Annotated in this window: 15 protein-coding genes; 12 read left to right on the forward strand and 3 right to left on the reverse strand. The window is 67.6% G+C overall.

Going from position 1 to position 16545, the window contains the following annotated elements:
* Nucleotides 1–8: 8 nt before the first annotated feature.
* From pdxS to ACFYRU_RS16925, 8 genes are all read left to right on the forward strand, one after another.
* Nucleotides 9–902, forward strand: a complete 894-nt coding sequence (gene pdxS / locus ACFYRU_RS16890; protein WP_387659189.1) for a pyridoxal 5'-phosphate synthase lyase subunit PdxS — start codon at nucleotides 9–11, stop codon at nucleotides 900–902.
* Nucleotides 903–1352: 450 nt separating this feature from the next.
* Entirely contained in the window at nucleotides 1353–2768 is a 1416-nt protein-coding gene (ngcE, locus tag ACFYRU_RS16895) for an N-acetylglucosamine/diacetylchitobiose ABC transporter substrate-binding protein (RefSeq protein WP_387659192.1), read from the forward strand.
* A gap of 2 nt (nucleotides 2769–2770) precedes the next feature.
* Complete coding sequence (locus tag ACFYRU_RS16900; protein ID WP_387659195.1) at nucleotides 2771–3760, forward strand: carbohydrate ABC transporter permease; 990 nt, start codon at nucleotides 2771–2773, stop codon at nucleotides 3758–3760.
* A complete protein-coding gene (locus ACFYRU_RS16905; protein ID WP_387659197.1) occupies nucleotides 3757–4647 on the forward strand; it encodes a carbohydrate ABC transporter permease in 891 nt (296 codons plus the stop codon). Before ACFYRU_RS16900 ends, ACFYRU_RS16905 begins: the two co-directional genes overlap by 4 nt.
* A gap of 23 nt (nucleotides 4648–4670) precedes the next feature.
* The gene (locus ACFYRU_RS16910) at nucleotides 4671–5222 is read left to right on the forward strand and encodes a DUF6891 domain-containing protein (RefSeq protein WP_387659200.1); all 552 of its coding nucleotides are present in this window, start codon (nucleotides 4671–4673) and stop codon (nucleotides 5220–5222) included.
* Nucleotides 5219–5812 carry a pyridoxal 5'-phosphate synthase glutaminase subunit PdxT gene (pdxT, locus tag ACFYRU_RS16915; RefSeq protein WP_387659202.1) on the forward strand — a complete coding sequence of 198 codons (594 nt, stop codon included), beginning with the start codon at nucleotides 5219–5221 and terminating at the stop codon, nucleotides 5810–5812. The genes ACFYRU_RS16910 and pdxT overlap by 4 nt, the downstream gene beginning before the upstream one ends.
* A gap of 34 nt (nucleotides 5813–5846) precedes the next feature.
* On the forward strand, nucleotides 5847–6608 hold the full coding sequence (locus ACFYRU_RS16920; protein WP_387659205.1) for a YebC/PmpR family DNA-binding transcriptional regulator: 762 nt from the start codon (nucleotides 5847–5849) through the stop codon (nucleotides 6606–6608).
* 71 nt (nucleotides 6609–6679) lie between these two features.
* The gene (locus tag ACFYRU_RS16925; protein ID WP_387659208.1) at nucleotides 6680–7063 is read left to right on the forward strand and encodes a hypothetical protein; all 384 of its coding nucleotides are present in this window, start codon (nucleotides 6680–6682) and stop codon (nucleotides 7061–7063) included.
* A gap of 84 nt (nucleotides 7064–7147) precedes the next feature.
* Here the strand turns inward: ACFYRU_RS16925 and ACFYRU_RS16930 are convergent, their stop codons facing one another.
* Nucleotides 7148–7723 (reverse strand): substrate-binding domain-containing protein, encoded by a 576-nt coding sequence (locus tag ACFYRU_RS16930; RefSeq protein ID WP_387659211.1) that lies wholly within the window; start codon nucleotides 7721–7723, stop codon nucleotides 7148–7150.
* A 142-nt stretch (nucleotides 7724–7865) separates the two neighbouring features.
* The gene (locus tag ACFYRU_RS16935) at nucleotides 7866–8225 is read right to left on the reverse strand and encodes a LacI family DNA-binding transcriptional regulator (protein ID WP_387659214.1); all 360 of its coding nucleotides are present in this window, start codon (nucleotides 8223–8225) and stop codon (nucleotides 7866–7868) included.
* Between the two features lie 6 nt (nucleotides 8226–8231).
* Between ACFYRU_RS16935 and ACFYRU_RS16940 the strand changes: the two genes are divergently transcribed.
* The 4 genes from ACFYRU_RS16940 (at nucleotide 8232) to ACFYRU_RS16955 (ending at nucleotide 12735) form a co-directional block, all read left to right on the forward strand.
* Entirely contained in the window at nucleotides 8232–8696 is a 465-nt protein-coding gene (locus tag ACFYRU_RS16940; RefSeq protein ID WP_387659217.1) for a hotdog fold domain-containing protein, read from the forward strand.
* Nucleotides 8697–8706: 10 nt separating this feature from the next.
* Nucleotides 8707–9864 (forward strand): enhanced intracellular survival protein Eis, encoded by a 1158-nt coding sequence (gene eis, locus ACFYRU_RS16945; protein WP_387659220.1) that lies wholly within the window; start codon nucleotides 8707–8709, stop codon nucleotides 9862–9864.
* 126 nt (nucleotides 9865–9990) lie between these two features.
* Nucleotides 9991–10956 carry a 4-hydroxy-3-methylbut-2-enyl diphosphate reductase gene (gene ispH / locus ACFYRU_RS16950; protein WP_387659223.1) on the forward strand — a complete coding sequence of 322 codons (966 nt, stop codon included), beginning with the start codon at nucleotides 9991–9993 and terminating at the stop codon, nucleotides 10954–10956.
* 9 nt (nucleotides 10957–10965) lie between these two features.
* Nucleotides 10966–12735, forward strand: a complete 1770-nt coding sequence (locus ACFYRU_RS16955; RefSeq protein ID WP_387659226.1) for a hypothetical protein — start codon at nucleotides 10966–10968, stop codon at nucleotides 12733–12735.
* 39 nt (nucleotides 12736–12774) lie between these two features.
* Here ACFYRU_RS16955 and ACFYRU_RS16960 read toward each other — a convergent pair whose 3' ends face one another.
* Complete coding sequence (locus ACFYRU_RS16960; protein ID WP_387659229.1) at nucleotides 12775–16503, reverse strand: S8 family peptidase; 3729 nt, start codon at nucleotides 16501–16503, stop codon at nucleotides 12775–12777.
* Between the last annotated feature and the right edge of the window lie 42 nt (nucleotides 16504–16545).

Below are 16545 nucleotides of genomic sequence, written 5' to 3' on the forward strand. Positions count from 1 at the left end.
AGGATGCAGTGAGCCAGCAGAACGAGACCGGCACCGCGAAGGTGAAGCGCGGGATGGCGGAGATGCTCAAGGGCGGCGTGATCATGGACGTCGTCACCGCCGAGCAGGCGAAGATCGCCGAGGACGCCGGCGCGGTCGCGGTGATGGCGCTGGAGCGGGTCCCGGCCGACATCCGCGCGCAGGGCGGCGTGTCCCGGATGAGCGACCCGGACATGATCGACTCGATCATCTCCGCGGTCTCGATCCCGGTGATGGCCAAGGCCCGGATCGGCCACTTCGTCGAGGCCCAGGTGCTGCAGAGCCTCGGCGTCGACTACATCGACGAGTCCGAGGTGCTCACCCCGGCCGACTACGCGAACCACATCGACAAGTGGAACTTCACCGTTCCGTTCGTCTGCGGCGCGACCAACCTCGGCGAGGCACTGCGCCGGATCACCGAGGGCGCGGCGATGATCCGCTCCAAGGGCGAGGCCGGTACCGGCGACGTGTCCAACGCGACCACCCACATGCGCCAGATCCGCCAGGAGATCCGCAAGCTGCAGAGCCTGCCCGAGGACGAGCTGTACGTCGCCGCGAAGGAGCTGCAGGCGCCGTACGAGCTGGTCAAGGAGGTCGCCCAGCTCGGCAAGCTCCCGGTCGTACTGTTCACCGCCGGCGGCATCGCCACCCCGGCCGACGCCGCGATGATGATGCAGCTCGGTGCCGAGGGTGTGTTCGTCGGCTCGGGCATCTTCAAGTCCGGCAACCCGGCCCAGCGCGCCGAGGCGATCGTCAAGGCCACCACGTTCCACGACGACCCCGACGTGATCGCGAAGGTCTCCCGCGGCCTCGGCGAGGCGATGGTCGGCATCAACGTCGACGAGATCCCGCAGCCGCACCGGCTGGCCGAGCGCGGCTGGTAGGTCAGTACAAAGGCACGTACAAAAGTAAATACAAAGTCGGAAACCCGATCATCGGTTGCACGCCGATGATCGGGTTTCGGCATTTTCGAGCAGCTATCCACTTGCCATGAGGTTACGAAATGGGATCGGATTGGGCGCGTCGGTCGCGGTCCGCGGGCAGGAGAGCAAGCGTGGGGGCGTGTGTTTTACAAGGGGTTCGGGGCCGGGGCCCACGGATTGCCGGGTCTGCGACTCGCCGTCCGAAGGGTTGACGCCGAACGACTTTGGCAAAGACAATGCGAAACTACTTGAGCGAGCAGTGCGCATTCAGGTGCGTACTGCTGCCGTGTGGCTGGAACGTGAGTAACCAGCCACGCCGAGCGCTGGCCGCCTACGGACCGGGGGACGCTCACCACAAGGGGCAGGTGCCAACCGCACCGTCGGGAATCTAGTGAGAAGAGGCAGGACCAAATGAGCGAGACCAGCAAGTTCGGACGTCGGAGTCTCCTGCGGGGGAGCCTGGCGGCGGCCGCGGTACTTCCCCTCGGCGGCGCGCTCGCCAGCTGCGCGAGCAGCGGCAACACCGGCAGCAACAACTCCGGGTCGACCGGGACGAAGAGCGACAGCAACCCGTTCGGCATGGCGGACAAGTCGTCCGTCGACGCGGTGATCTTCAACGGCGGCTACGGCTACGACTACGTGCAGTTCGCGGCCGACATCGCGCAGAAGAAGCAGGCCGGCTCGACGTTCAAGGTCTCCCCGTCGACCCAGATCGCCCAGCAGTTGCAGCCGCGCTTCGTCGGTGGCAACCCGCCGGACCTGATCGACAACTCCGGCGCGAACCAGATCGGCTTCAACACGATCCTGGACCAGCTGGAGACGCTGGACGACGTCTTCGAGGCCAAGAACTACGAGGGCACGAAGATCGCCGACACCCTGTACCCGGGCGCCAAGAACCCCGGTACGTTCGACGGCAAGTTCGTTGCCATGAACTACGTCCTCACCCTCTACGGCATCTGGTACTCCGACAGCCTGTTCAAGGCGAACGGCTGGACCCCGCCGAAGACCTACGACGAGCTGCTCGACCTCGGCGCCAAGGCCAAGGCGAAGGGCAAGTACCTGTTCGTCTGGGGCAAGGAAGCCGCGACCTACTACCACACGATGGCCGTCGACGGCGCCATCAAGGAGGGTGGCGACGAGGTCCGGCTGGCGCTGGAGAACCTGAAGGAGAACTGCTGGTCGATGCCGCAGTTCCAGGGCATCTTCAAGGCCATGGAGACCATGGTCAAGAACGGGTACTTCGTCCCCGGCGGCGCCGGCACCCAGTTCACCGCCGCGCAGGCGAAGTGGAGCAACGACCAGCAGGCGATCCTGTACCCGTCGGGTTCCTGGATCGAGAACGAGATGAAGAAGGCCACCAAGGCCGGCTTCGACATGAAGGGCGTCCCGGAGCCCACGCTGACCTCCAGCCCGAAGCTGCCGTACGAGGCGCTGCGCAGCGCGGCCGGCGAGCCGTTCATCGTGCCGTCCAAGGGCAAGAACGTTGCCGGCGGCAAGGAGCTGCTGCGGGCCATGCTGTCCAAGGACGCGGCGACCAACTTCGCCAAGACCCGGCTCGCGCCGACCATCGTCAAGGGCCTGGTGCCGGCCGACGGGTTCGGTTCGACCGCGCTGCAGTCGCAGACGCAGATGCTGGACGCGGCGGGTACGAACGTCTTCGACTACCAGGTCTTCGGCCTGTACGGCATGAACACCGACCAGCTGGTGGTCTGGAACTCGTTCCTGTCCGGTCAGCTGGACGCGGCCGGCCTGACCAAGGGCCTGCAGCAGATCACCGACAAGGTGCGCAACGACAGCTCCATCAAGAAGATTCCGGTCACCAAGTGACCATGACGCAAGATGTTGCGACGGCGGCCGGACCCAAGCGGTCCGTCCGCCGGCGCCGCCGCCCGCTGACCTTCGACCGGGTCAGCTTCATGGTCGTGTTCCTCGGACTGCCGCTCGCGGTCTTCGTGATCTTCGTCGTCTCGCCGTTCGTCCAGGCGCTGTGGTACTCGCTGACCGACTGGTCGGGTTTCAGCTCGGGAATGAACTTCGTCGGCTTCGACAACTACGTGAAGCTGTTCCACGACGACATCTTCCTGAAGGCCGTCCGGAACAACGTCGAGCTCGTGATCGTGGTGCCGCTGGTGACCATCGTGCTGGCGCTGACGCTGGCCACGCTGGTGACGATCGGCGGTTCCGGCAGCGGATCGGTCCGCGGCCTGAAGAACTCGGGCTTCTACCGGATCGTGTCGTTCTTCCCGTACGTGATCCCGGCGATCGTGATCGGCCTGATCTGGGCGCAGGTGTTCACCCCCGCCTCGGGCATCCTGGACGCCGTACTGTCCAAGATCGGGCTGCACCAGTTCGAGAACTACGCGTGGCTGGGTGATGCCCGGACCGCGATGCCGGCCTCGATGTTCGTGATGATCTGGGGCTTCGTCGGCTTCTACATGGTGCTGTTCATCGCCGCCATCCGGGGCATCGACCCGGAGGTGTTCGAGGCGGCCCGGATCGACGGCGCCGGCCGGTTCCGGACGGCGGTGTTCCTGACCCTGCCGCTGATCCGCGACAACGTCCAGACGGCCTACATCTACCTCGGTATCGCCGCGCTGGACGGGTTCGTCTACATGCAGGCGCTGAACCCGGGTGGTGGTCCGCAGAACTCGACGCTGGTGATGCCGCAGCAGCTGTTCACCACGGCCTTCACCAAGGGGCAGTTCGGCTACTCGACCGCGATGGGTGTGGTCCTGGCCGCCGTGACGATGCTGTTCGCGCTCTTGGTCTTCACGGTGAACGCCCTGACCGGCGGACGTGAGCGAAAGGTACGCCGATGACAACCACCACCGCCGACCGGGGCGTCGTCGCCACGTCCCGTGCCTCGGGCAGCGGATCCCGGGAGGGCAAGGGCGTTGCCACCACCGCCCACGTCGCGCTGATCCTGTGGTCGCTGCTGGTCATCCTGCCGCTGGTGTGGACGCTGCTGTCCTCGTTCAAGTCGACGCAGGAGGTGCTGGGCAACCCGCTGTCGCTGCCGCACAAGCTCCGGTTCAGCAACTACGCCAACGCCTGGACGACGGCCGGTATCGGCCGCTACTTCCTGAACACCGTGATCGTCGTCGGCTCCTCGCTGGTGCTGGTGATGATCCTCGGTGCGATGTGCGCGTACGTGCTGGCCAGGTTCACGTTCCCGGGCAACCGGCTGATCTACTACTCGATGCTGGCCGGACTGACGTTCCCGATCTTCCTCGCGATCGTGCCGCTGTTCTTCGTACTGAAGAACCTGGCACTGCTGAACACCCTGCCGGGGTTGATCACCACCTACGTGGCGTTCGCGCTGCCGTTCACCGTGTTCTTCCTGCACTCCTTCTTCAAGGCGTTGCCGGGTGAGGTGTACGAAGCCGCGCAGATCGACGGCGCGGGGGAGTGGCGGTCGTTCTTCTCGGTGATGCTGCCGATGGCACGTCCCGGGATGGCGTCGGTCGCCATCTTCAACTTCCTCGGGTTGTGGAACCAGTTCCTGCTGCCCGTTGCCCTGAACACCAACTCGGACAACTACGTGCTCTCGCAGGGCATGGCGTCGTTCGCGTCGCAGGCCGGGTACGCGGTGGACTTCGGTGCACTGTTCGCGGCCGTGGTGATCACAGTGGCACCAGTACTGGTCGTCTACATCATCTTCCAGCGGCAGCTGCAAGTCTCGGCCACCGCCGGAGGTGTGAAGTAGGGCCCTCGACTACCCTGGGCGGTATGCACGTCGACGAGCGGACCGCCCGGGAACTGCGCGGCCTGGCCCGCGTCCTGGTGCGATCGGGGTACGCCGACCACGCGGCGATCACAGCCGCCCTGACCGAGGCGGTACGGGAGGACGCGCCGTCGATGGACGCGGCGTCGCTCGTACCGCTGCTGATCGGCGAGGCGGTCATGGACCTCAACGCCGACGCGGCGCAGTGGCCCGCGACCACGGACCCGGACCGGCTGGACGCGGTTCTGGGTGAACTGGAGCGGCTCGGCCTCGTGGTGGTCCGGTACACGTCGGACCACCACGCCGCCCGCGAGGCGCTGGAGGCCGCGGACCACCCGCAGGGGCTGGTGTTCTTCACCGACACCGATGTCTGGCACGCCGTCGACTTCGGGATGCTCGAGCTCAAGCTCTGGCATCCCGACACCGGCAACGTCGCCCCCGGCGAACCGCTGCTGGAGGACGTACTCGCGCTTCTGCACCAGCACGACCTCCCGGCCGTCTTCGACGAGGGCCGCATCGAGGTCACCCTCACTTGGCAACGGAGAGTAACGCTGTGAGCGTGATTGGTGTCTTCGCGCTGCAGGGGAACGTCCGGGAACATCTCGAGATGCTGACGTCGGTCGGTGTCGAGGCGCGCCCGGTACGGCGGCCCGCGGAGCTCGAACAGGTCGACGCGATGGTGCTGCCCGGCGGCGAGTCGACCACGATGTACAAACTGGCGCGGACGTTCGACCTGTTCGAACCGCTGCAGAAGCGGATCGCGGACGGCATGCCCGCGTTCGGCACCTGCGCCGGCATGATCATGCTCGCGAACGAGATCACCGGCGGGATCGCGGGTCAGGAGACCCTCGGCGGGCTGGACGTGACGGTGCGGCGGAACGCCTTCGGGCGGCAGGTGGACTCGTTCGAGGCGGACCTGGAATTCGCGGCGCTCGACACGCCGTACCACGCGGTATTCATCCGCGCACCGTGGGTGGAACGCGTCGGACAGGACGTCGAGGTACTCTCGACGGTGAGGTCGGGCCCGGCCGCAGGTAGGATCGTCGCGGTTCGCCACGATCGGTTGCTGGCCACGTCGTTCCATCCGGAGATGACCGGGGACGCCAGGCTGCACGGCTACTTCGCCGAGCTGGTCCGCGGCCTCTAGACGCACGCACGCGGTACAGAAGGGTTGGTTCGCCATGTCAGGCCACTCCAAGTGGGCCACCACGAAGCACAAGAAGGCCGTCATCGACGCGAAGCGCGGCAAGCTCTTCGCGAAGCTGATCAAGAACATCGAGGTGGCCGCCCGGATGGGCGGTGGCGACCCTGGCGGGAACCCGACCCTGTACGACGCCATCCAGAAGGCGAAGAAGTCCTCGGTCCCGAACGACAACATCGACCGGGCGGTCAAGCGTGGTTCCGGGGCCGAGGCCGGCGGCGCCGAGTACCAGACGATCATGTACGAGGGCTACGGCCCGAACGGCGTGGCGATGCTGGTCGAGTGCCTCACCGACAACCGGAACCGGGCCGCCGCGGACGTCCGGACGGCGATGTCCCGCAACGGCGGCTCGCTCGCCGACCCGAACTCGGTCGCGTACCTGTTCAACCGCAAGGGCGTGATCGTCGTCGCCAAGGAACAGGACGGCAAGTCGCTGTCCGAGGACGACGTGATGGAGGCCGTGCTCGAGGCCGGCGCCGACGAGGTCAACGACCTCGGCGACTCCTGGGAGGTCGTCACCGAGGCCACCGACATGGTCGCGGCCCGGACGGCGCTGCAGGACGCCGGCATCGACTACGACTCCGCCGACGTCCAGTTCGTCCCATCGATGACGGTGGAACTGGACGCCGACGGCGCGGGCAAGATCTTCCGCCTGATCGACGCCCTCGAGGACAGCGACGACGTCCAGAACGTCTACGCCAACTTCGACGTCTCGGACGAGATCATGGCCGAGGTCGGCTGACCTCAGCAGTACTTCAGCGACGTTTGCAAGGCTTCTTTCGATTGCATTGGAGCGAGAGAAAGTAGCTTTTGATGTTCGTGGGTAAGGCCCTGAAGTTTGTAGCGTTGACAGGTCTTTGTGTTGGTTTGCTGCCGGCGTGCTCGCATCTCGGCAGCAACAACAGCATCGATAAGTACTGCGATCAAGTGAAAGAGTTCAGCAAGGTCGATACCTCGACCGGTGATATCCCAGGTTTGCTCACCAGGATGAAGAAGGTGCAAGACGCGGCGCCCAAGGACCAGCAGGCTGACTGGGATGTGATAACCGACTACATGAAACGGCTGAACGACGCGAAGAGCGATCCTGCGAAGGCGGCGAAGATCGCGGGCGATACAGCGAAGGTCAAGGAGTCCAGTGACCGGCTGTCGAAGTTCGCGAAGGACAAGTGCGGTGTAGAGATCCAGTCCGGCCACTAGCCCGGCAGCGATACTCCGCTGCCGTCCTCCGGACGTCCCTGTTGTTCGGGCACGCAACTGCAGGCGGATCTTCGTCCCCGCGCATCAGCGGCGGCGCTTGAAGTCGCTGGACTCGCGGACGATCAGGTCCGGCTGGAATATCACCTGCCGGTGCTGCTCAGGAGCCTCGACCTCTTCTTGTAGTAGTTCCATCGCGGACCGCCCGAGCAGCTCGGCCGGTTGCCGCACCGACGACAGCGGTACGGCGGCAGCGCGCGCGAAGTCGGTGTCGTCGTACCCGACGATCGCCATATCCCGTGGGACCCGGAGGCCGGCCACCGCCATACCCTGCAGGAACCCAAGCGCGAGCAGGTCGTTCGCGAGGATCGCGGCGGTCGGGCGGGACCGTGGTGGCATCGCGGCGATCCGTTCACCGATCGCGCGGCCCTCGACCACGACCATCACGTCGACCTCGTAATACTGCAGGTCGGCATCGCCGACTACCGCGGTGATGCCGTCCTTGCGGTCGGCGACCTGTTGCATCGTGAACGGCCCGCCGGTGAAGGCGATCCGGCGGTGACCAGCCTCGATCAGGTGGTTCCCGGCGAGCCGTCCGCCGAGGTGGTCGTCGACGGACACCGAGCACAGAGCGCAGCCGACCGTACGGTCGACGAGCACCACCGGCGTACCGCGGCCGACAAGCGCGGTGAGGCGCGGATCGGCGCTGTTGATCGGGGAATCAGGATGCCCATCACGCGTTGCTGTTCGAGCTGATCGAGGTGGTGACCCCCGCGGACCGGATCGGTTTTGCTGTTGCACAGCATCACGACCGTGCCATGCCCGTACGCGAGCGACTCCGCGCCCTCGCCCAGATCGATGAAGAACGGGTTCGCGTCCCGCACCCGCTCGCGCGTCGCCGGCGCGACGACCCCGGCCGACTCAGGAAATTGCTGACCGTCCCCACCGAAACCCCGGCGCGCCGCGCAACCTCCTTGATGCTTGCCGCCGGCATTCCAGCAGTCCAATGGGACAGAATTGAATCACCTGAGTGAAGACCTGAACGATCCAACGGGGAGCCTGAAGTGTCACTGAAGGGGATCTGAAGTGCGGTCGTTGGACGCGGGGATACGGCGGATCGGCGTTCGGTGGAGGGCTCGACGGGTAGGTGACTCGTCGGTAACATCTGGGTATGGCGACTCAAGTGTTGGGGATGTGGGAGCGGTTGCGGACCGTGCCTTTTGGGGAGCAGGTGTTCTCGTGGGGGTTTGCGTGGAGGGCGCCGTACTTCGGGTCGATTCGGCCTCGGTTCGTGCAGGTGAGTCCGAACTATGCGGCGCTCCGGTTGCCCAAGCGGCGGGCTGTGCTGAACCACATCGGGACCGTGCATGCGATTGCTGTGTGCAACGGATTGGAGGCGGCGATGGGGGCGCTCGCCGAGGCGACCATTCCGGCTGGGAAGCGGTGGCTGCCGAAGGGGATGGAAGTGAAGTACCTTGCGAAGTCCACCTCGGATCTGGCCTGTTCGGCCGAGACGGACCCGGCCAGCTGGACCGGTGGTCCTGACGTACCGGTCAAGGTCAAGGCGACGCGGGACGACGGCACGGTGGTCGTCGAGGGAACAATTCACCTGTGGGTGACAGACAAGAAGACGTAGGGTCTCCCGCGTGACTGAACTGCGGGTGGTGGACGTCACCGAGGAGCAGCTCGACTCGGTGTGGCAGGTACGGAACAGGTCGTTCGGCCCGGGTGGTGACCGGGACGAATGGAAGAAGAACGCGCTGCAGTTCGTCGCGGATCAGCGGATCCTCGGCGTGCTGGACGGCGACCAGCTGGTCGCGGCGGCGCGGATCTGGCCGTTCGAGCAGTGGTGGAGCGGCCGCCGGGTGCCGCTGGGCGGAGTGGCCGGCGTCGTCGTCGCTCCGGAGTACCGCGGTCGCGGCGTCGGCAGTCTGATGATGCGCGGCGTGTTGCGGCGCTGCGCCGAGAAGGGCTATCCGCTGACGGCGCTGTATCCGGCGACGACTGTTCTCTATCGGCACCTCGGCTACGAGTTCGCGGGCGGCCGGTACAAGTTCTCCTTCCAGGCGGCCGATCTGCGGACCCTGGGCGGTCGGGGTACGGCGGTGCGCAAGGCCGGTGTCGACGACGTCGACCGGTTCCTGGAGTTGGCGTCGAAGGCGAACGAGGTACGGCGTTCGAGCGGTCCGCTGATCTGGCCACGGACCGAGATCGAGTCGTGGCTCAAGGACGAGGACAACTTCGCGTACCTGGCCGAGGACGGGTTCGTCGTCTACAGCTGGTCCGACGGCGACCTCGCCGTCGACGAGCTCGTCGCCGGCTCCGAGGAGACCGCCCGGGCGCTCTGGGCGACCGTCGGCTCGGGTTCGTCGATCGCGGCGACCGTACACGCGTACTGCGCGCCGACCGACCCGATCCACCTGCTCGCCGAACACGAGGCGCAGGGCGACGCCCGGATCAACCGCTGGATGCTCCGGCTCGTCGACGCCCCGGCCGCCCTGGCGGCGCGCGGCTACCCGGAAGGCGCCGTCCTCGAGGTGGATCTGCGGATCGACGACCCGGACCTGCCCACGAACACCGGCGACTGGAACCTGTCGATCGCCGACGGCGCCGCGCAGCTGAAGCCGGCCGACCCGTCGGCCGACGCGGTCCGGCTCGGTCCGCGCGGATTGGCCGCGCTGTACGCCGGCACGCCGCTGGCCGCTCTCCGCGCCGCCGGCCTGGTCACCGGGGGAGCGGACCGCGACCCGGCGCTGGACGCGGTCTTCGGCGGCGCCACGCCGTACATGCTCGACTACTTCTGACGGGAAGCTGTCCGACGCAGTACTCGTTCGACTCCGAGCGAATCGAGGTGAGCCAGGTTGGTTTCAGTTTGAGGTCACGCCTGGGTGACACCGTGGGGCCAGCCCCCACGGTCGATCGGAACCACAATGACAGTGTCCCCGCAACGTGCTGGAACGGTCCTGCTCGCGGCACCGCGTGGGTTCTGCGCGGGAGTTGAGCGTGCTGTGACGATCGTGCAGAGGGCCCTGGGGATTTATGGCGCTCCGGTGTATGTGCGTCGCCATATCGTCCACAATCTGAAGGTCGTTGAGACGCTTGAGGAGCTGGGCGCCGTTTTCGTGGAGGACGTCGAGGACGTTCCGGCTGGTGCGACTCTGGTTTTCTCGGCGCACGGTGTATCTCCCGCTGTGCGGCAGCGCGCGGCTCGGCGCGGTCTGCGGGTGGTGGACGCGACCTGTCCGCTGGTGACCAAGGTGCATCGCGAGGCCGAACGGCTGTCTGAGGCCGGTTACGAGATCTTGCTGATCGGGCAGCCAGGGCACGACGAAACCGAAGGCACGCTCGGTGTGGCGCCGACCCTCTCGCGACTTGTGGACCCTTCGAAGCCGGCACCCGAGCTCACGGTGCGCGACCCCTCCCGAGTCGCGTGGCTGTCGCAGACAACTTTGTCCTTCGACGAAACCGACGCCACGGTCAGCAAGCTTCGGGAACAGCTGCCGCTGATCGTGGATCCGCCCAGCGACGACATCTGCTATGCCGCCCAGAACCGTCAAAACGCTGTCAAAGCGATCGCCACCCGCTCTGACGTCGTCCTGGTCGTAGGTTCCGCTCACTCGCACAACTCCGCCATGCTGGCCCGCGTGGCACGCGACCATGGCGCCCCCGACGCCCATCTGATCGAGGGTCCCGAAGCCATCGACCCGGCCTGGCTGATCGACGCCAAGGTCGTGGGCCTCACCGCGGGCGCCTCAGCGCCCGCCACCCGCATTTCCGACACTCTTGCCTACCTCGCCACGCACGGCTACACCGACGTACACGAGATCGAGGTAGCCCACGAAAACCAGACATTCGCTTTGCCTGAAGAACTGCGACGGCGGACGAGCCCCAGATAGGTTGACCTGGTGGGTCAAACGTTGCGGGAACTGTTGCCGGTGGAGTTGCTCGGGCGGGTCTTGGGGGAGGTGGGGCGGGTCCTGCCGGGGATCGGGGCGTCGGCCTGGGCGCAGGTGTCCTCGGCGGAGCGGGTCGCGGTGCTGGCGGATGCCGAGGAGACGGCCGCGCGGGAGTGGCCTGTGCTGTTGGCGCGAGACTTCGCGCGGTACCAGCGGGAGGGCGACCGCACCACCTACGAGACACCGTACTTCGCGCGCCGCCGGCGGATCGTCCTCAGCGCGCTCGCCGCTCTGCTGACCGGCGACGACCGGTGGATCGCCGACGTGGTGGACGGGGTCTGGCTGGTGTGCGACGAAGCGACCTGGACCATCCCGGCACATGCTTGGGCGGCGATCGCGCGCGGCGAGCCGTTGCCGCGACCGGGCGACCGCGACCTGGACCTGTTCTGCGCCGAGACCGGCGGCCTACTGGCGTTGGTGGATCACCTGCTCGGGTCAGTACTGGATCAACCGACCCGGCGGCGGATCGCGGCCGAGGTCGACCGGCGCGTACTCACACCGTTCCTCGAGGTCCGGGACTGGCGCTGGCTCGTTGGCTTCACCAACAACTGGAACCCGTGGATCCACTCGAACGTCACTGCCTGCGCCTTGCTCGTCGAGCCCGACCCGGTGCGGCGTGCGCAGCTCGTCGGCCTCGTCGTCGAGGGCCTCGACGTGTTCCTGGACTCCTACCCCGACGACGGCGGCTGTGACGAGGGTGCGTCGTACTGGACCCGCGCCGGCGGCTCCCTCGGGGACACCCTGGTGTTGTTGTACGACGCGACGTCCGGGCAGCTCGACGGGTTCGGGCATCCCAAACTGCGGCCGATCACGTCGTACCTGCCGGCGATGCACATCGACGACCGGTGGTACGTGAACTTCGCGGACTGCCCGGCGCAGCTGGCCGATCCGTCGACGGCGTACCCGCTGTACCGGCTCGGCGTCCACACCGACGAGCCGAACGCGCGGCAGCACGCGCGGGTGATCCGGCGCCACGACGAACCGCTGGTACCGCAGATCCCGTCGCTGCTGCGGGTCGTCGGCGCGCTGCTCGAACCCGGGTTGACCGCCGACGAGGAGGTGGCCGGCAACAAGAACGTCTACCTGCCGCAGACCGAGGTGGTGGTCACCCGGACGGACGACCTGCTGCTCGCGTGGAAGGGCGGCCACAACGACGAGTCGCACAACCACAACGACGTCGGCACGTTCGTGCTCGCCAAGTACGGCGTGCCGCGGGTGATCGACCTCGGCGTCGGTACGTACACCCGGCAGACGTTCTCCCCGGACCGCTACCAGATCTTCACGACGCAGAGCGACTACCACAACCTGCCGCGGATCAACGGCTTCTCCCAGCAGTTCGGCCGCTCGTACCACGCAACCGGGATGACCGCCGCGGGACTCGATCTCGCCCAGGCCTACCCACCGGAAGCCGGCATCCGCTCCTGGCGCCGAAGTCTGTCCCCGACCGAGGTCACCGACACGTGGGACCTGGACGACGACCCGACCGAACTCGTCTGGCACCTGCTCCTCAACGGCCACCCGGTTCACGAGTGCAACACGATCGTCGTCGACGACCTGACGATCACCTACGAGGGCGAGGTTCAGGTCGACCTCGAGCCGATCGCCCTCGACGACCCGAAGCTCTCCGACGTCTGGGGCCCCGAGGTGACCCGCGCCGTACTGACGGCCCGCCCAGCCCTCCTGAACCGAACCGGCGCGATCACGATGACGTTCGCCTGACGCGATCGGCGGACGGGCCCACCGCGCCAGGCTTGTGCCTCAGCGAACGTCGTACGCGTGGTCGACGGTCTGCGTCACCTTCGCGCCGTGGGCGTCGGTGAGTTCGACCCGCAGCGACACCTGCTTACCGGTGTCACCTGAGTGGTTCACGACCAGGTCGGCACCAGTCTTCGTGAGGTTCGCCGTCCCCTCGGTCCAGGTGGTGCCGTCGTCGACCGACGTCCACACCTTCGCCGCGGTCAGTGCGCCCGCGTCGTACCCGGGGTTGGCGTCGAACCGTGCCGGGATCGTGACCGTCGAAGCTCCGACCGTCTTCAGGCCGTCGGCCGGCAGACCGAGCCGCGGCATCAGCAGCGGCAGCGCCCGGCTGAACACGTCCGGCTCCAGGCGCGAGCGGAACGCCCACGTCGTGGTCGTCGACACCGACCGCGCCCAGATCTTGGCCGGCGCACCGATCTTGTTCGTCCGCATCGTCAGCTCGTACGACGCGTCGCCGGCCGGGACCGTGAAGACACCGAACGGATCGTACGAGGAGCCGATCGGGACGCCGTCCCGCGTGAGCTCCAGGTTGCCGAGGTCGCCGAAACTGCCCTGATCCGCCCAGTGGCCCGCGCTGTCACCCCACATGGTCGGTGCGACGCCGATCAGCTCGCCCTGCCGCTCGGCGATCAGCCGCGCGGTCCCGTCGGTGCCGGCCCGGACACCCGGCGCGACGACCCCTCCGTACCAGCTGTCCTTGATCTCCTGACCCGGAGTGAGCGTGCGGTACCGGTCGTTCATCGCCTCGCCGAACGGCATGCTCGAGATCACCGACTTGTACCAGGAGGTCCCGTCGGCGGTGAGGTACTCGGTCCGGCTGCTCGGCACGGCGACCAGGTCGAACGTACCGACCGCGAACGCCACACCGGTGGGCCGCAGCGCGCTCGTGAGGTCGACGAAGTTGGTCTTCACGCCCATGCTGTTGTACGTCGCGTTGATCCGGCCGAGCGACGCGTCCGCGACGTAATGGCGTTGCGGTGTGACGAGTTGCTTGTCGTCGAAGAAGCCGAGCGTGTAGGCGTACGGCGTACTCGCGGACGCTGTCCAGGTGAGCGAAACCGGACCTGCTGCGAGCTTCGCGGCCAAGGCCGCGCCCTGCGTTGCCGGCAGCGAGTAGACGGGGACCGGGCTCGGGTTGAAGCCCACGGAAGGCAGCCAGTCGGTGGGGCCGTCGCGGTAGAGCAGCAGTGCCGTGACGCCGGCCTTCGCGGCGGCCGACTGAACGGTCGAGTCGCCGCCCCCGGCGGCGAGATGGACCAGCGCAACCTTGCCCTTGGCAACAGCCAGTTCGGCCGCGGTACCCGCACCGCCGTCGACGAGTTGCCCGCTGCCCTTGCCGTCGAGGTTGGCGACACCCGGCTGCGGAGCGGCCGGCGTCAGTACGAGGCCGTCGGTCGTGCGCATCGAGGAGACCACCGGCGAGATCCGCCGGGTCCAGTGCCCGAACTCGAACGAACCATTGCCCTTGGCAACCGTACCGGTGACATCGGCGTACACGGCATTGGTCAACGGACCCGTCGTCATCGAACCGCTGTGCAGCCAGGACGTCGGCCACTGCCGCTCGAAGGTCAGCGTGGTCGACCGCAGCTCGCTCGGCCGCTGCGTCGCAACCGTCAAGGCATGCGCCTGCCGTGCGTCGAGCACGATCGAAGTGTCCCGCGTGATCGTCACCGCCGGACGGGCCAGGTAGCTCACGGATGAGGGAGCTGCTGTCAGTGCGTAGGCGCCGAGGTAGTAGCGGCCCGGCCGTACCTGGAATACCTGCTCGGTCGCGCCCGAGTTGTACCGGCGCTCGCCGCTCGCCGTGTCGGTGTTGATCAGGTCCACCGACGACGCTCCGTCGGCAGGCTTCCCGGCGCGGTCGAGCACGGACACCTTCACCGAGACCGTTGCCGGCTGCAAGTACGTGTTGAACGACGTCGACACCCGCTGCCCACGTCCGGTCGCGACGATTCGCGCGGTCACGTCGCCGAGCGCCGACGGGTTCAACTTCTGGCTGGGCCGGACGGTCACCGGGACGGTGGCGGTCGACTTCGGCGGTACGACAACGTGCTGGGGGACCCGGACGACCGGAGCGGTCAGAGCACGCCCGTCGTTGCCGGTGGCATCTTCCACCGACAGCCGCAGGTCGATCGGACTCGATCCGCTGTTGGTGTAGGTGAGCCCGACGGTCTTGTCCGCCGTACCGGCCTGCGGCCAGGCGTACGTCCCGCCGTACACGGTCGACGGTCCGGTGATCGTTGTCGTCAGCAACTTGGCGATGTCGAGCCGCCCGGCGCCGACCTCCTGGACGTCGCCCGGCACGTTCGGGTCGGCCGACGAGACCAGCAGGTTCTTCAGCTGGGCGCCGGTCAGCGACGGGTTCGCCTGCTTGGCGATCGCGACGGCACCGGAGACGTGCGGTGTCGCCATCGACGTACCGGACATGGTCTGGTATGCGTACACGCCGCGGCCGCCCGCGTTCGCGGCGAGGATCGCGACGCCGGGCGCGGCGAGCTCGGGCTTCTGCACGTGCGTACCGGAGACCGGACCCCGGCTGGAGAAGTACGCCGTCGCGTCGTCGGAGTCGACCGCGCCGACAGTCAGGGCCTCCGGCGCGCAGCCTGGGCTGGAGACCGTACCCGGGCCGGCGCCCATGTTGCCGGCGGCAATCACGAACAGGCTGCTGCTCGAGTTCGAGAGCTGTGTGACGGCCTGCGCGATCGGGTCGTCGCAGGTGGTCGCGGGTACCGGCGAACCGAGGCTCATCGAGATCGCGTCCGCCTTGTTGTCGACGGCCCACTGCATGCCCGCGATGATGTCGGACTCGCTGCCGCTGCCACTGTCGCCGAGGACCTTGCCGATCAGCAGCTTGGTCCCGGGCGCGACGCCGCGCTCCTTGCCGCCACTGGCCGCGCCGGTACCCGCGATCGTCGAGGCGACATGCGTACCGTGACCGATCTTGTCGTCGGTGCCGTAGGCCGACCGCGTGAAGTCCTTCGACTCCGCGATCCGCCCGGCGAGATCCGGGTGCCCGGCATCGACGCCGGTGTCGAGGACAGCGACCGTGGACCCGGTGCCGTCGAGCCCGGCCTGCCACGCGACCGGTGCGCCCACCTGGGCGGTCGAGTCGGCCAGCGTCGGCTTCATCGCGCGGTCCAGCCACAGCTTGGTGATCCCGCGCCCGGAACGCGTCCGCGTGCTGGTCAGCTCGGCGAACGCGGCGCCCGCCTGCTCCTTTTCGACCGGGTACGCCACGGAGCTCACCGCGGGCAGTGCCTGCGGGGTTTCGGTCGCGCCGGTCGGCGCCAGGGTCGCGGCGAGTGCCGTACGAGCGGTTCCGTCGTACTGCGCGATCACCGGGATGGTTTGCTGGTGGGCGTCGTCGTACCCCTGCGCGACCAGACCGGTCACGTCGAAGAACTCGGGGTCGACGAGGCCGGCCGCGAGCACGCCGGCCGCCGAGGACGGGTACACGAACACGCGGTCGCCGTCGCGAGATGTCTCGTAGTCGGGAGTGCTGCCGTCGGGTCCGGGCAGGAGTTGTACGACGGGCTGTCCCTCGGGGGTGCGGGTCAGCCGTGCGCGGTCGCCGGTGATCAGCGTGACGGTTGCCGACTGGGTTGCCTTGGTGGCACCTACAAGTGGGCGGTCGCCGGCAGGTGGTGCCGACGCGTTGGCGGTGAGGACGGCAGCGGCGCACAGCAGTACGCCTGCCGCGGCCACCGGATGACGCCAGCTCGGGCGCATGGGGGACCTCCAGGGTCTTCCGGGCTGCTGGGCCCGGGGAAG

It is taken from the genome of Kribbella sp. NPDC004536 (genome assembly GCF_042873835.1).
Taxonomy (GTDB): Bacteria; Actinomycetota; Actinomycetes; order Propionibacteriales; family Kribbellaceae; genus Kribbella.

Bases quoted from the DNA above. Each gene is read 5' to 3' on its own strand.
- ACFYRU_RS16940 (WP_387659217.1), top strand. From the start codon at position 8,232: ATGGCGACTCAAGTGTTGGGGATGTGGGAGCGGTTGCGGACCGTGCCT.
- ACFYRU_RS16920 (WP_387659205.1), top strand. From the start codon at position 5,847: ATGTCAGGCCACTCCAAGTGGGCCACCACGAAGCACAAGAAGGCCGTC.
- ACFYRU_RS16910 (WP_387659200.1), top strand. From the start codon at position 4,671: ATGCACGTCGACGAGCGGACCGCCCGGGAACTGCGCGGCCTGGCCCGC.
- ACFYRU_RS16960 (WP_387659229.1), bottom strand. From the start codon at position 16,503: ATGCGCCCGAGCTGGCGTCATCCGGTGGCCGCGGCAGGCGTACTGCTG.
- ACFYRU_RS16905 (WP_387659197.1), top strand. From the start codon at position 3,757: ATGACAACCACCACCGCCGACCGGGGCGTCGTCGCCACGTCCCGTGCC.
- ACFYRU_RS16900 (WP_387659195.1), top strand. From the start codon at position 2,771: ATGACGCAAGATGTTGCGACGGCGGCCGGACCCAAGCGGTCCGTCCGC.
- ACFYRU_RS16925 (WP_387659208.1), top strand. From the start codon at position 6,680: ATGTTCGTGGGTAAGGCCCTGAAGTTTGTAGCGTTGACAGGTCTTTGT.
- ngcE (WP_387659192.1), top strand. From the start codon at position 1,353: ATGAGCGAGACCAGCAAGTTCGGACGTCGGAGTCTCCTGCGGGGGAGC.
- ispH (WP_387659223.1), top strand. From the start codon at position 9,991: ATGACAGTGTCCCCGCAACGTGCTGGAACGGTCCTGCTCGCGGCACCG.
- ACFYRU_RS16935 (WP_387659214.1), bottom strand. From the start codon at position 8,225: ATGTTACCGACGAGTCACCTACCCGTCGAGCCCTCCACCGAACGCCGA.